Consider the following 14,507-nt stretch of genomic DNA (forward strand, 5'->3'; position numbering starts at 1 on the left):
GTGTGGCGGTCACCGCGGCGTGGCCGGTCACCAAGGTGTGGTGGTCACAACGGCGTAGCCGGTGCTTCCGGTGGCGGCGGGCCGACACCGGCGGGGATCCGGTCGGCGAGGAAGCCGTACGTCCGGCGGAGCTCCTCGGCGCCGGGGTCGGCCACGACCTCGCGCCACCACTCCGCCACACCGCCCCAGCCGGGCGCCGCCAGCGCCCCGCCGTGCCGACGGGTGGAAAGGCCGGAGGCGAGCACCGCGAAGCGCAGCCGTTCGGCGAGCGGCCAGCCGGCCAGGGTGGCGGCGACGAAGCTCGCGCCGAAGACATCGCCGGCGCCGGTCGCGTCCAGGACATCGATGTCGAGCGCGTCGGCCTCGGCGTGCTCCCCGGTCTCCTGGTCCACCGCGATCGCCCCGTCCCGGCCGCGGGTGACCACGGCGACCGGCACCAGGTCGGTGAGCGCGCGCAGGGCCGCCCGCGGGGTGGCGGTGCGGGTGTACGCCATGGCCTCGGTCTCGTTGGGCAGGAAGGCGTGGCACAGGGAGAGCTGGTCGAGCAGATCCGTGGACCACCGCTGGGAGGGATCCCAGCCGACGTCGGCGAATACCCGGGTGCCGGAGGCCGCGGCCTTGGCGATCCAGTCCTGTGGTTCGGGACCGATGTGCACGAGCGCGGAGCGGGCGGCCGGGGGGTCGCCGATCAGCTCGTCCTGGCCGTACGGGGGCTCCGCGCCACCGGTGACCAGCGCCCGGTCCGCGCCCAGCGCCAGTGAGACGGTGACCGGCGTGTGCCAGCTGGCGGGCGCCGTACGGGACGGCGAGAGGTCGACACCCTCCTGCCCGGCGAGCACCTCACGGCAGTAGCGGCCGTAGAGGTCGTCGCCGAACACGGTGGCCAGCGAGGTGCGCAGCCCGAAGCGGGCGGCGGCCACCGCGAGATTCGCGATGCCGCCGGGGCCACTGCCCATGCCCCCGGCCCAGATCTCCTCGCCCGGCACGGGTCCCCGGCCGAGGCCGGTGAAGACCAGGTCGTAGAAGAGCAGTCCGGTGAGCAGGACGTCGGGAGAGGTGTTGCCCGGTGACCCGGCGGGGAGCGGCTCGCTCACGAGCGCGTCCTCTCGTCAAGGGTGTGCAAGTTCTGACGTGGATCGTGAGCTACCCGAGCAAAGTTTTCAAGACCTCATCAAAAACAAGCATAGAGTTGATTGAAATTGCAGGGTAGTGTGCGCCGCATGCTGGCAGAGCGACGACACCAACTCATCCTGCGGGTATTGCGCTCCGGTGGCCCCGCATCCGTGACGGACCTCTCCTCCGAGCTGGGGGTGAGCGCCGCCACGGTGCGCCGCGACCTGATCAGACTGGAGGAGGACGGCCTGCTCACCCGGGTGCACGGGGGCGCGGTGGCGGAGGACGGCGATCAGCCCTTCGCCGAGGTCGCCGAGGTCCGGGTCACCGACAAGGACGCCGTGGCGGAGCGCGCCGCCGCGATGGTCCAGGACGGCCAGACGGTGCTGCTCGACATCGGCACCACCGCCTACCGCCTGGCCCGGCAGTTGCACGGCCGCCGTCTCACCGTGATCACCAGCAATCTGGTGGTGTACGAGGAGCTGGCGGAGGACACCGGGATAGAGCTGGTGCTGCCCGGGGGCGTGGTGCGCCGCGAGTACCGCTCGCTGGTGGGCTTCCTCACCGAGGACAGCCTGCGCCAGTTGCACGCCGACTGGCTGTTCCTGGGCACCAGTGGCATCCGGCCCGGTGGCCATGTGATGGACACGACCGTGGTCGAGGTCCCGGTGAAGCGGGCCATGATGGCCGCCGCCGAGAAGACGGTGCTGCTCGCCGACGCCGGGAAGTTCCCCGGCCGCGGGATGGCCAAGGTGTGCGGTCCGCAGGACATCGACTTCGTGGTGACCAACGCGTCCGCGGATCAGGCCACCTGTGCCGTCCTCGCCGAGGCCGGCGTCGAAGTGATCAAGGTCTGACCGCTCCCGGAGCGGACAGCGAGTCGGGACATCTCGGAGGTTCTTCAGTGAGACTGACCATTCTCGGCGGCGGGGGATTCCGGGTGCCGCTGGTGTACGGGGCGCTGCTCGCCGATCGCGGGGAGGGCCGGGTCACCGGCGTGACCCTGCACGACCTGGACGCCGGTCGGCTCTCCGCCATCGCCCGGGTGCTGGCCGAGCAGGCCGCGGACCATCCGGACGCGCCGACCGTGACCGTCACCACGGACCTGGACGAGGCCCTCGAGGGCGCCGACTTCGTGTTCTCGGCGATCCGCGTCGGCGGTCTGGAGGGGCGGGCGGCCGATGAGCGGGTGGCGCTGGCCGAGGGCGTGCTGGGGCAGGAGACGGTCGGCGCCGGTGGCATCGCGTACGGGCTGCGCACACTGCCGGTGGTGGACCACATCGCCCGGCGGGTGGCCGCGCTGGCCCCGGACGCCTGGTTCATCAACTTCACCAACCCGGCCGGTCTCGTCACCGAGGCCATGTCCCGCCACCTGGGCGACCGGGTGATCGGCATCTGCGACTCGCCGGTCGGCCTGGGCCGCCGGGTGGCCCGCGCGCTCGGTGCCGAGCGCCCGCGGGACGCGTGGATCGACTACGTCGGGCTCAACCATCTGGGCTGGCTGCGCGGGCTGCACTTCGACGGCCGTGACCAGCTGCCGCGGCTGCTCGCCGACCAGGAGCTGCTGGGCTCCTTCGAGGAGGGCAAGCTCTTCGGCCCGGAGTGGATCCAGTCGCTGGGCGCCGTCCCCAACGAGTATCTGCACTACTACTACTTCAACCGCGAGGCGGTGACGGCGTACCGGGAGGCCCGGCAGACCCGCGGCGCCTTCCTGTGCCAACAGCAGGCCGGGTTCTACGACACCCTGCGCGACCCGGCCGCGCCCGCGCTGCGGACGTGGGACAACACCCGGGCCGAGCGCGAGGCCACGTACATGGCGGAGAACCGCGAGGCGGCCGGCGCGGGGGAGCGGGACGAGGAGTCCCTGACCGAGTCCGGCGGCTACGAGAAGGTGGCCCTGGCCCTGATGCGGGCCATCGCCCGCGACGAGCGCACGACGCTGATCCTCAACGTGCGCAACCGCACCACACTGTCCGCCCTGGACGAGGACGCGGTCATCGAGGTCCCCTGCCTGGTCGACGGCAACGGCGCCCACCCCGTGGCCGTGTCCCCGCTCCCCGCGCACGCCACCGGCCTGGTCTGCGCCGTCAAGGCGGTGGAGCGCGAGGTGCTCGAGGCGGCGGCCTCCGGCTCCCGCGCCACGGCCGTCAAGGCGTTCGCCCTGCACCCCCTTGTCGATTCGGTCGAGGTGGCCCGCCGCCTGCTGGACGCCTACCGCCGGGCCCATCCCGGACTCGCGTACCTCACCTAAGGGGTCCGCAGGAAGTGCCCCGACACGCCGTCGATCGTCTGCGACGCCGTCGTGGCTGGTCGCCCACGCGGCGGAGCCGCATATCGACACAGCCGCGGCGGAGCCGCACATCGCCACAGTCCCGCGCCCCTTCGGGGCACATCCGAACCGTGGCCGACTCCCGCCGACCGCTGAGCCCGGCCCCGGCGCACCCCGTAGAGAGCCGTACCCAGCCGATGCCACCGCCCCGGCAACGTGGCCGCGGCCGACCCCACGCCGTCACCCCAACCCCGAAAAGAGTCTTCCGTGCACGACGAACGCCGCCGGATCGAGGAGCGCGTCGCGCGCGTCCACGACCAGCGCATCAAGCCCGCCCTCTACTCCGCCACCACTCCGCTGACCGTCGAGGCCTGGCACGCCCCCGGTGAGCCGGTGCCCTTCGCCGAGGCCGAGCGGGCCCCGTACGAGCCGTTCGCGATGGGCACGCCCTGGGGTCCGCCGTGGGGCACCACCTGGTTCCGCATGCGCGGCCGGGTGCCCGCCGAGTGGGCGGGCAAGCGCGTCGAGACGGTGATCGACCTCGGCTTCGTCGGCGACTGGCCCGGCAACCAGGCCGAGGCCCTGGTCCATCTGCCGGACGGCCGCCCGCTCAAGGCCGTCAACCCGCAGAACCAGTACGTACCCGTGGCCCGTGCGGCCGTCGGTGGCGAGGAGATCCACTACCTGGTGGAGGCGGCCTCCAACCCGGACATCCTGGCCGACGACTTCATCGGCCCCACCCCGCTCGGCGACCGGCTCACCGCGGGCGACCAGCCGCTGTACACATTCAAGCGCGCCGACCTCGCCGTCCTGGACGAGGAGGTCTGGCACCTCTCCCTCGACATACAGGTCCTGCGCGAGCTGATGCTGGAGCTGGACGCCCACGAGCCGCGCCGACACGAGATCATGACCTGTCTGGACCGGGCCCTGGACGCCCTGGACCTGGACGACATCTCCGGCACCGCCGCCGATGCCCGCGCCGTGCTGAGGACGGCGCTGGACCGGCCCGCGCACGCCAGCGCGCACATCATGTCGGCGGTCGGCCACGCGCACATCGACTCGGCGTGGCTGTGGCCGATCCGCGAGACCAAGCGCAAGACGTCCCGCACCTTCTCCAACGTCACCGCGCTCGCGGAGGAGTACGAGGAGTTCGTCTTCGCCTGCTCACAGGCCCAGCAGTACGCGTGGGTGCGGGACAACTACCCGCATGTGTGGGCCCGTATCCAGCAGACCGTCAGGAACGGCCAGTGGGCCCCTGTCGGCGGCATGTGGGTGGAGTCCGACGGCAACCTCCCCGGCGGCGAGGCGATAGCCCGGCAGCTGGTCCACGGCAAGCGCTTCTTCATCGAGCACTTCGGCATCGAGACCAAGGGCGTGTGGCTGCCGGACTCCTTCGGCTACAACGCGGCCTACCCGCAACTGGCGAAGCTCGCCGGGAACGAGTGGTTCCTCACCCAGAAGCTCTCGTGGAACCAAACCAACAAGCTCCCCCACCACTCCTTCTGGTGGGAGGGCATCGACGGCACCCGCATCTTCACCCACTTCCCGCCGGTGGACACCTACAACGCCGAGTTCTCCGGCCAGGAGATGGCGCACGCGGTGCGCAACTACCAGGACAAGGGCGTGGGCACCCGTTCGCTCGCCCCGTTCGGCCACGGCGACGGCGGTGGCGGCCCCACCCGCGAGATGATGGAGCGCGCCCGCCGCCTCGCCGACCTGGAGGGCTCGGCGCGGGTGCGGGTCGAGCACCCGGACACCTTCTTCGCCGAGGCGAGCAAGGAGGTCCCCAAGGACCAGGTGTGGTCCGGGGAGCTGTATCTGGAGCTGCACCGCGCCACGTACACCTCACAGGCCCGCACCAAGCAGGGCAACCGGCGCAGCGAACACCTGCTGCGCGAAGCGGAGTTGTGGGCCACGACGGCCGCGCTGCACGCGCCGGGCTACCGCTATCCGCTGCCGGAGCTGGACCGGCTGTGGAAGACGGTGCTGCTGCACCAGTTCCACGACATCCTGCCCGGCTCGTCGATCGCCTGGGTGCACCGGGAGGCCGAGGCCGAGTACGCGCGGGTGGCGGCCGAGGTGCGGGAGCTCACCGAGCGGGCGCTCGACGCCCTCGCCGCGACCGGTGACGGATCGCCCGCCGTGTTCAACACCAGCCCGCGCGACCGCGCCGAGGTCGTCACGGTGCCCGCGTACGTCGCCGCGAAGGGGCAGGGGCTCACGGACGGGCAGCGGCTCGCGGACGGTTCGGTGGCCGTGTGGGCGAGGGTCCCGGCGAACGGTGGCGCGCCGCTCGGCCCCCAGGGGACGCCCCCGCGTCCGGTCACCCTCGACGGCCGGGTGCTGGACAACGGCCTGGTGCGGGTCGAACTCGCGGAGGACGGCACCATCGCGTCGGTACGCGACCTGGCGGCCGACCGCGAGGTGCTCGCGCCGGACGCGGCGGGCAACCTGCTCCGCCTCCACAGCGACCTGCCCAACTACTGGGACGCCTGGGACATCGACAAGCACTACCGGAACCGCTACACGGACCTCACCGGCGCCGAGTCCATCACGGTGGCCGAGGACGGCCCGCTGCTGGGGGCGCTGCGCGTGGAGCGACACTTCGGCAAGGGCTCGCGGATCGCGCAGACCGTCGTGGTGCGGGCGGGCAGCCGCCGCGTCGACATCGCGACGGAGATCGACTGGCACGAGGCGGAGAAGATCCTCAAGGCCGCCTTCCCGGTCGATGTGCGGGCCGACCACTCCCGCGCCGAGATCCAGTTCGGCCACGTACAGCGCCCCACCCACACCAACACCAGCTGGGAGGCGGCCCGTTTCGAGGTGTACGGCCACCGCTGGGTGCACATCGGCGAGCCGGGCTACGGGGTCGCGGTGCTCAACGACGCCACGTACGGCCACGATGTCTCGCGCACCACACGGGAGTCGGACGGCGGCACGACCACGACGGTCCGCCTCTCCCTGGTGCGCGCGCCGCGCGTGCCCGACCCGGAGGCCGACCAGGGCAAGCACCGCTTCACCTACGCGCTGCTGCCGGGCGCGACGGTCGAGGACGCCATCGCGGAGGGGTACGCGCTGAACCTGCCGCTGCGCGTCGGCTCCGCGGCCCCGGCGGCCCCCGTGATCACCAGCGACCATCCGGCGGTGACGGTCGAGGCGGTCAAGCTGGCCGACGACGGCTCGGGCGATGTGGTGGTGCGGCTCTACGAGTCGCTGGGCGGCCGGGCGCGGGCGGTGCTGCGCACGGGGTTCCCGCTCGGCGGGGTCCAGGTCACGGACCTGCTGGAGCGCCCGCTGGCCGAGCGGCCCGCGGAGGTGTCGGCGGTCGGCGAGGACCGGCTGACCGTGGCGCTACGGCCGTTCCAGATCCTCACCGTGCGGCTGACCCCGGGGCCGCGTGTGTCATGACGTGGTGCCCGGGTCACCGGCCGGGGCGGCCGGGAACGGGAGCGCCTCGGCCGCCGTCACCTCGTCCCCGGCCCGTACCCCGTGCAGGACGTGGGCCAGCACCTCGGCTCCGCGCACCACGCGCGGGCCGGGACGGTTGAAGTAGGCCGGGCCGTCCAGCACCCAGACCCTCCCGGCCCGTACGGCGGGCAGGTCCGTCCAGCCCGGCAGCCGGGTGAGCAGGTCCGTCTCCCGCAGGGTGCGCTCGGGCGGGAAGCCGCACGGCAGGACCAGCACCACCTCCGGCCGGGCGGCGCGCACCGCCGCCCAGGTCATCGGGCTGGTGTGCGCCCCCGGCGCGGCGAGCAGCGGTTCGCCTCCGGCGGTGGCGATCTGGTCGGGGACCCAGTGTCCGGCGGGCCACAGCGGGTCGAGCCATTCGATCGCCACGACCCGGGGCCGGGCCCGGCCCGCCACCGCCCGGCGGACGCCCTCGAGGCGGTGGCGCAGGTCGGCCCGGCGCCGCTCGGCGCGCTCGCGCACGCCGAGCAGCTCACCCACCGTCACCAGGGAGTCCAGTACGTCGTCGAGCGTGTGTGGCTCCAGGCTGAGGACGCGGGTGTCGGCGTCCAGCAGCCGGACGGCCCGGCTCACCTTCCGGTACGACACGGCACACACCTCGCACAGGTCCTGGGTGAGCACCACATCGGGGCGCAGGGCCGCCAGCGCCTCGGTGTCGAGGGTGTAGAGCGACGACCCGGAGTGTGTCGCGCCACCGACCGCGTCGGAGATCTCCCGGCTGGTGAGGGCGTCCTGGTCGAGGCCGGTGGCGGTCACCACGGGGATGTCCGCCACCGCTTCCGGCGGCCAGTCGCATTCGTGGGTGCGACCGGCCAGCCGCTCGGCCAGCCCGAGTTCGGCGACGATGTCGGTCGCGGCGGGCAGCAGGGAGACGATGCGCATACCGCGACTGTAGGCGGGTCGTCCGGGGCATTGGTGGCAGGCGACGCGCGGGTCGGCGGCGTGCCGGTGGTGCGGCGCGCTCAGACGGCCGCGGCGCGTCGCGGGTCGGTGCGGTGCTGGCCGTGGTCGACGCCCTGGCCCTGGCCGTGGCCTCCCAGCTGGGCGAGCGCGCGCTGGAGACCTCCGAACTGCTGACCCGCCTGCGCGGTCACTTCCTGCCGCCCAACAGCCCCCATGACGGCCGCGACGAGTGAGGTCGGGCGCGTCCCGCCGGCGTCTCACCAGGTGGCCGGTCTTGGCCGGGGATCCCATACGCGGTACCTTCGGTGAGTTATCGACGATGGTCTGACGGAAGCCGGTGGGAATCCGGCACGGTCGCGCCACTGTGAACGAGACGTCCCCGTTCGGGGGCGTCGCGTGAGTCAGACCCGCGGCCATCGTCCTGTGCACCACCGAGATGGGACGCGAACTCCCTTTAGGAGGCCACTGTCATGGCGCAGCATGTCGCGCAGCCGACAGCCACCACTCCCGCCCTGCCCGCCACGCTGCCGCTGAAGGCGATAGCTCCCTGGGCCGTCTTCTTCGGCATCCTGATGCTGGTCCTGCTGTACTTCGTCGGCGCCGAGCAGGGCGCCACCGCGGTCGTCTCCGGCTCGGGCGTCCACGAGTGGGTGCATGACGCCCGCCATCTGCTCGGCTTCCCCTGCCACTGACGCGAGGGACGCCGTACCTTCCATGAACTCCGCAACAGTGAGAAACCTGTTGGCGCGGGGCATGCTCGCCGGTCTTGGTGCCGGTGTGCTCGCCCTGATCGCCGCCTATTTCCTCGGTGAGCCGAACGTCGACCGGGCGATCGGCTTCGAGGAGTCCCACGCCCCCGCGCACGAGCACGAGGTCGAGATCGTCTCCCGCGGTCTCCAGTCCACCGCGGGCCTGGCCACCGGTGTGCTGATCTACGGGATCGCGTTCGGCGGTATCGCCGCCCTCGCCTACTGCGTCGCGCTCGGCCGGGTCGGCCGCTTCGGCCCGCGGGCGACCGCGCTGCTGCTGTCCGGCTGTGCGCTGCTGGCGGTCTATGTCGTGCCGTTCCTGAAGTACCCGGCCAACCCGCCCGCCGTCGGCAACGGCGACACCATCGGCAAGCGGACGACGCTGTACTTGTTGATGATGGTGCTGAGCGTGCTCCTGGCGATCGCGGCCACCATCCTGGGCAAGCGGCTCGCCCCGAGGCTGGGCACCTGGTACGCCACCGTCGTCGCGGTGGCCGCCTTCGCTGTCGTCATCGGGCTGGCGTTCGCCTTCCTGCCCGTCATCAACGAGGTGCCGGCGGACTTCCCGGCCACCGTGCTGTGGCGGTTCCGGCTGTCCGCCCTGGCCATGCAGGTGATCCTGTGGGGCGGTTTCGGCCTTCTCTTCGGCGAGCTCGCCGAGCGGCTGCTCAACCCCAAGCCCGCGAAGGCCGAGGACGGCCGGGCGATGGCGGCCGCCCCGAACTGACCACACCGAGACGCACGAGGGCCCGCGGAATCATGTCCGGGGCCCTCTCGCGTTGGGCGGGCGCATCCCGGCACCTGGCGGCCCGAGGGCCTGACGACGCGGGGGCGTCCGTGTGGGGCGTCCGTGCGGGGCGCCTCGCGTCACTTCCGCGGGGGCAGGTGCCGCAGTCCGTTCTCCAGCAGCGCGAACGCGTGCTCCGCGTCGGCCACCGCACCCGCGTAGCGGTCGTCGGCCGGTTCCCCGTAGGTCACGCGCCGGGTGTTGTCCTGTGCCAGTGACCACTGGACCGCGACGATCTGGACGGCGGCCAGCCGCGCGGTGAGCTCCGGGGTGTCCGCCGTCTCCCGCAACGCCTGCGCGAGCTCGTGTTCGGCACCGGCCTTGAACCGCTCCATCCGGGCCACCAGCGAGGGTGTGTCGAGGATCATCCGGGTGAGCTTGAGGATGTGGGGATGGTCGTTGAGCCCGGTGATCGGGTCCCGTTCGCGCAGGCCCTTGAGGAAGTGCTCGCGCAGTGCGGTCAGCGGGGTGGTGCGGGGCGGGCGGGCCCGTACGACGCGGGCGCTTTCGGCCTCGTGGTCGGCGAGGCGGTGCACCACGAGGTCCTCCTTCGCCGGGAAGTAGGCGAAGAGCGTGCGCTTGGACACCTCGGCCGCCTCGGCCACCTGGGCCACCGAGACCTGGTTGAAGCCGTGTTCGAGGAAGAGCGTGATCGCCGCCTCGGAGATCGCCGCATGGGTCCGCTGCTTCTTCCGCTCCCGTAGCCCTGGCTTGCCGTCCACGGCGACCACCGTAGCAGAGCAGTTGCCCCCGGGAGATTTCTGCACCTGGTATACATATAACCCGAGGCGAGAAATCGAGGAGGAGTGGCCGTGTCCACTGAGAAGGCTGAGAAGGCTGAGAAGACGGAGAGCGCGACCGACGTCGTCATCGCGGGCGCCGGCCCGACCGGGCTGATGCTGGCGTACGAGCTGGCGCTGGCCGGGGTCGAGACCCTGGTGCTGGAGAAGCTGGACCGGCGCATCGAGCAGGTAAAGGGTGGCGCGATCCAGCCCCGTACGGCCGAACTGCTCGACCTGCGCGGGCTGTTGGAGCCGATGCTGCGGCGTGCCACCCCGCGTGATCCGGTGGGCGGGCACTTCGCGATGCTGCCCGTGCCCTTGGACTGCACCTCGTGGGAGACCAGGCACAACGGTCCGATCGGCATCCCGCAGTGGAAGATCGAGGAGGTGCTCGAGGAGCGGGCGACCGCCGCGGGAGCGCGAGTTCTGCGGGGCACCGCCGTCTCGAGGGTCGAGTCGGGCGAGGACGGCGTGGCCGTGACGGCGGACGGTCTGGAGGTGCGGGCGCGCTATCTGGTGGCGTGCGACGGCGGCCACAGCACGGTGCGGAAACTGCTGGAGCTGCCGTTTCCCGGGCGGGCCGGGACCCATCAGGCGGTGCTGACCGACATCCGGCTGACCGCGGTGTCCTCGCTGGTGCCCAAGCGGATGGGGCACATCAGCACCATGACCCGTCGCGTGGGCGGCTACTGGGCCATGCTGGTCCCGGTCGGCGGTGACCTCTACCGCTTCACCTTCGGGCACGAGGGCCAGGCGGACACCGCTCGCGACGTCCCCGTCACCCATGAGGAGATCGCCACCGCGCTGCGGGAGGTGTACGGCGAGGAGACCACCCTGGGGGCCGTGGAAAACTCCTCCCGCTTCGGCGATGCCACGCGGCAACTGGAGCAGTACCGCGTGGGCCGCGTGCTGTTCGCGGGCGACGCCGCCCATATCCATTCGCCGATGGGCGGCCAGGGGCTCAACCTGGGTATGCAGGACGCGTTCAACCTCGGCTGGAAACTGGCCGCCGTCATCCAGGACCGGGCGCCGAGCGGACTCCTGGACAGCTACCACGCCGAACGGCACCCGGCCGCGGCCCGGGTCCTGCATCACACTTCGGCCCAGCGCGTCCTGGCGGACACCAACCCGAGCGAGGACGTGGCCGCCCTGCGTGACATCTTCATCGATCTGCTGCGACTGCCCGATGCCAACCGCCACCTCGCGGGACTGATGTCCGGTCTCTCACTGCGCTACGAGCTTCCCGGCGAACATCCCCTCACCGGGCGGCGCGTGCCGGACGCCGACCTGGTCACCGAGGACGGTGCCACCCGGCTGTCGGCGCTGTTCGGCTCGGGCCACGCCGTGCTGCTCGATCTGGCCGGAGCCGTCCCGGACGGCCTCCCGCTCCCACCCCGCGTCGACCTCGTCCGGGCCACCTGCGCGGACGACCTGGGCGCCGCCGCCCTGCTCATCCGCCCCGACGGCTATGTGTGCTGGGCGGCGGACACCCCGGCCGACTGCGACGGGACCCTGCTCGCCACGATCGACGGCGGGCTGACGAAGGTGCGCTGAGCCCGGGCGCGTCAGGCCCGGGGGCGGTGTCCGGTGGCCAGTGCGACGAGTGCCGCCAGGGTGAGCAGAGGGGTGAGTCGCGGGCCGAGCGAGGAGTAGAAACCGCCCAGGGCCCAGACGCTGTTGGCCGACGCGGCCCGCGCCGCGTGACGCGGGTCCTCGCCGCCCAAGTGGTCCGAGAGCGTTCCGGCGACCGGGAGCGCCATCAGCAGCGCGAGGGCGCAGGCGCTCAGTCGTCCAGGGGGAGCAGGATGCGGAAGGTGGCGCCCTCGGCCGGGGCCGTACGCACCTCCACCCGGCCGTGGTGCGCCGTCACCAGGGAGCGGACGATCGCGAGGCCGAGTCCCGCGCCTCCGCTGTCGGTGCGGCCACGGGCGTCATCCGCGCGGTAGAAGCGGTCGAAGGCGCGGGCGGCCTGCTCCTCGGTCATCCCCGGGCCCTCGTCGTGCAGCTCCAGCACCGCCAGACCGTCCCGCGTGCCGACGCCGATCCGGACCGGAGTGCCGGGCGGGGTGTGCGCCACCGCGTTGCCGACGAGGTTGGAGGTCACCTGGCGCAGTCTCGCCTCGTCGCCGAGCACCGGTGCGCCACCCGGCGGTCCGCCGCCGGGGCCGGTGAGGGTGACCGGGCGCCGTGGATCGAGCGCGCGCAGGTCGTGCAGGGCGTCGGCGGCCAGGGTGCGCAGATCCATCGGGGTGGGGTGGAGCGGGAGGTCCGCGGTGGCGGCGTACTCGTCGAGGCGGGCGAGCAGCAGCAGGTCCTCGACCAGCCGGACCAGCCGCGCCGCCTCCCGTTCGATTCGGCCCATCGCGGCGTCGACATCGGCGGGCTCGGGCATGCCGCCCATCCGGTACAGCTCGGTGAAACCCTTGATGCCGAAGAGCGGGGTGCGCAGCTCGTGGCCGGCGTCGGCGACGAAGCGGCGCATCCGCTCGGCGGCGGCCGCCCGCGCGGCGTCGCTCTCCTCGACCCGGTCCAGCATGCCGTTGAGCGCCCTGGCCAGACGGCCGAGTTCGGTGCGGGAGGCGGCCAGCTCCGGGACGCGGCTGGACAGGTCGCCGTCCGCGATGGCCGCCGCGGTGGTCTCGATCCGGCGCAGCGGACGCAGCCCGCCGCGTACGGCGAACCACCCGGCCCCGCCGAGCAGCGCCAGCACCAGGGAGTCGATGAGCAGCATCCGGGTGCCGAGCTGTCTGATCGTCGCGTCGACCTGGGCGAGGGAGGCCGCGACGACGACGCTGTGGGCGTCCTCGGCCCGCTCCCGCTGTTCCCTTGGCGCGTTGAGCGGTACGGCGATCGCCCGCCATGTCCCGCCGCCGTCGGCGGCCGGGGCCTCGAAGGGCCGACGGCCGCGCTCGCCGACCGCCGCCGCGTCGAGCGGGGGCAGGGTGGGAGCGCTGTGCGTCGCGGGCCGGATGACCTGCCGGACGCGGCCGCTCGGGCCGAGGGAGGCCAGATAGACATCGCCGGTGAGCCGCTGCTCCACGGTGTCGCGCATCCGCGATGTCCGATCGCCCGCCATGCCGGACGGGTCGGTGAGGCGCGCGGTGGCCGTGGCGGCGGTGCGGAGCCGGTTGTCCAGCTGACGCACCAGGTCGCGCTGGAGCAGGACGACGGCCAGGGCGTTGCTGCCGAGCAGGGCGGCCACGAGCAGCATCAGGGCGATGGCCAGCAGCCGGCCGCGCAGCGAGAGCCGACCGCGCAGTGAGAGCCGGCCGCGCAGTGAGAGCCGGCCGGGCAGCGAGAGCCGGCCGCGCAGCCCGCGCATCGGACCGGTGCTCACCGCGGCGGCCTCCGCAGCACATACCCGGTGCCGCGCACCGTATGGATCAGCTTCGGTTCGCCCAGGTCCACCTTGCGCCGCAGATAGCTGACGTAGGAGGCGACGATGCTGTCGTCGCCTCCGAAGTCGTACTGCCAGACCAACTCCAGGAGTTGGGACTTCGACAGCACCTGCCCGGCGTTCTCCATCAACACGCGCAGCAGGCTGAACTCGGTCGGGGACAGCCGCACGGGCTGCCCGCCCCGGGTCACCTGATGGCTGTCGGGGTCCAGCTCCAGATCGCCGACGACCAGCCGGCCGTCGGATTGCCGACCGCTGACCCGGCGCAGAATGGCCCGGATGCGCAGGACCAGCTCCTCCAGGTTGAACGGCTTGGTGACGTAGTCGTCACCGCCCGCCCTGAGCCCGCTGATCCGGTCCTCGGGCGCATCGCGGGCGGTGAGGAACAGCACCGGGGGATGGCCCGCCGCGGTGAGCGGATGCTGCCCGCGCAGCCGGTGGACGACCTCGAAGCCATCGATGTCGGGCAGCATCACATCCAGCACGATCAGGTCGGGACGCCGCTCCCGCACCGCGGCCAGCGCCTGTTCACCGGTCGCGACCGCGACCACGGCGAAGCCCGCCAGCCGCAGACTCGCGGAGAGCAACTCGCGCAGCGTCGGCTCGTCCTCCACCACCAGCAGCCGTTCCGATGCCGTCATCCGTCCCGTCCCCACATCCCCACGTCCCCACGTCCCCACCCGATCGTCCGCCCTTCGGCTTGCCGGCCCGTTACGCGTCGCGCCGGCGGAAGACAATGAACGCCGCGGTCAGCAGGGCCGCGACACACCCTGCCATGACGGCCGGCCCGGACCAGGGGGCCAGTAGCGCCGGATCGCGGTAGCCGGTGATGATCCGCCCGCCCGCGACGGCGGCCAGTACTTCGCCACCCGGCCGCCGAACGCCCCGGGCAACGCGGGTGCGAACGCCTGCACGATCAGCATCGCGCCGAACAGGGTCGTCACCGTCGCCGTCGTGCTGCGGATCACCGTGCCGATCGCAAGAAAGCCGCTGAGGGACACCAGCAGCCCGACCGGCAGCGCCACCGCGAAGCGGCGAA

14 protein-coding genes are annotated in these 14,507 nt (G+C 72.6%); 7 read left to right on the top strand and 7 right to left on the bottom strand.

The genetic code is table 11. The features are described from left to right. Positions 1-44: 44 nt before the first annotated feature. Positions 45-1,094 carry a PfkB family carbohydrate kinase gene (locus ABD329_RS06905; protein ID WP_198275884.1) on the bottom strand — a complete coding sequence of 350 codons (1,050 nt, stop codon included), beginning with the start codon at positions 1,092-1,094 and terminating at the stop codon, positions 45-47. A 126-nt stretch (positions 1,095-1,220) separates the two neighbouring features. On the opposite strand from ABD329_RS06905, the gene ABD329_RS06910 reads away from it, so the two are divergent. The 3 genes from ABD329_RS06910 (at position 1,221) to ABD329_RS06920 (ending at position 6,790) form a co-directional block, all read left to right on the top strand. Next, positions 1,221-1,970, top strand: a complete 750-nt coding sequence (locus ABD329_RS06910; protein ID WP_198275883.1) for a DeoR/GlpR family DNA-binding transcription regulator — start codon at positions 1,221-1,223, stop codon at positions 1,968-1,970. 47 nt (positions 1,971-2,017) lie between these two features. Then, positions 2,018-3,364, top strand: a complete 1,347-nt coding sequence (locus ABD329_RS06915) for a 6-phospho-beta-glucosidase (protein WP_198275882.1) — start codon at positions 2,018-2,020, stop codon at positions 3,362-3,364. Positions 3,365-3,649: 285 nt separating this feature from the next. Then, positions 3,650-6,790, top strand: a complete 3,141-nt coding sequence (locus ABD329_RS06920) for a glycoside hydrolase family 38 N-terminal domain-containing protein (protein WP_198275881.1) — start codon at positions 3,650-3,652, stop codon at positions 6,788-6,790. On the opposite strand, the gene ABD329_RS06925 is transcribed toward ABD329_RS06920, so the two are convergent. Further along, entirely contained in the window at positions 6,785-7,732 is a 948-nt protein-coding gene (locus tag ABD329_RS06925) for a cobalamin-binding protein (RefSeq protein ID WP_198275880.1), read from the bottom strand. The two genes, ABD329_RS06920 and ABD329_RS06925, sit on opposite strands and share 6 nt — an antisense overlap. 122 nt (positions 7,733-7,854) lie before the next feature. On the opposite strand from ABD329_RS06925, the gene ABD329_RS06930 reads away from it, so the two are divergent. From ABD329_RS06930 to ABD329_RS06940, 3 genes are all read left to right on the top strand, one after another. After that, positions 7,855-7,986, top strand: coding sequence for a hypothetical protein (locus tag ABD329_RS06930; protein ID WP_281404615.1), 132 nt, complete (start codon positions 7,855-7,857; stop codon positions 7,984-7,986). 237 nt (positions 7,987-8,223) lie between these two features. After that, positions 8,224-8,445: a CbtB domain-containing protein gene (locus ABD329_RS06935; RefSeq protein ID WP_020873239.1), complete on the top strand. Its 222-nt coding sequence runs from the start codon at positions 8,224-8,226 to the stop codon at positions 8,443-8,445. 22 nt (positions 8,446-8,467) lie between these two features. Further along, positions 8,468-9,229: a CbtA family protein gene (locus tag ABD329_RS06940; protein WP_198275879.1), complete on the top strand. Its 762-nt coding sequence runs from the start codon at positions 8,468-8,470 to the stop codon at positions 9,227-9,229. Between the two features lie 140 nt (positions 9,230-9,369). Here the strand turns inward: ABD329_RS06940 and ABD329_RS06945 are convergent, their stop codons facing one another. After that, entirely contained in the window at positions 9,370-10,020 is a 651-nt protein-coding gene (locus ABD329_RS06945; protein ID WP_425574296.1) for a TetR/AcrR family transcriptional regulator, read from the bottom strand. 81 nt (positions 10,021-10,101) lie between these two features. Between ABD329_RS06945 and ABD329_RS06950 the strand changes: the two genes are divergently transcribed. Beyond that, positions 10,102-11,625, top strand: coding sequence for an FAD-dependent monooxygenase (locus tag ABD329_RS06950; protein ID WP_309142648.1), 1,524 nt, complete (start codon positions 10,102-10,104; stop codon positions 11,623-11,625). Positions 11,626-11,636: 11 nt separating this feature from the next. On the opposite strand, the gene ABD329_RS06955 is transcribed toward ABD329_RS06950, so the two are convergent. The 4 genes from ABD329_RS06955 to ABD329_RS06970 form a co-directional block, all read right to left on the bottom strand. Next, a complete protein-coding gene (locus ABD329_RS06955; protein ID WP_198275877.1) occupies positions 11,637-11,831 on the bottom strand; it encodes a hypothetical protein in 195 nt (64 codons plus the stop codon). A 23-nt stretch (positions 11,832-11,854) separates the two neighbouring features. Continuing rightward, entirely contained in the window at positions 11,855-13,282 is a 1,428-nt protein-coding gene (locus ABD329_RS06960) for a sensor histidine kinase (RefSeq protein WP_246618277.1), read from the bottom strand. A gap of 122 nt (positions 13,283-13,404) precedes the next feature. Next, complete coding sequence (locus tag ABD329_RS06965) at positions 13,405-14,109, bottom strand: response regulator transcription factor (protein WP_198275876.1); 705 nt, start codon at positions 14,107-14,109, stop codon at positions 13,405-13,407. 108 nt (positions 14,110-14,217) lie between these two features. After that, entirely contained in the window at positions 14,218-14,493 is a 276-nt protein-coding gene (locus tag ABD329_RS06970) for a hypothetical protein (protein ID WP_246618597.1), read from the bottom strand. Positions 14,494-14,507 lie beyond the last annotated feature (14 nt).

Origin of the sequence: Streptomyces javensis (genome assembly GCF_039525925.1) — a bacterium.
GTDB classification, from domain to species: domain Bacteria; phylum Actinomycetota; class Actinomycetes; order Streptomycetales; family Streptomycetaceae; genus Streptomyces; species Streptomyces asiaticus.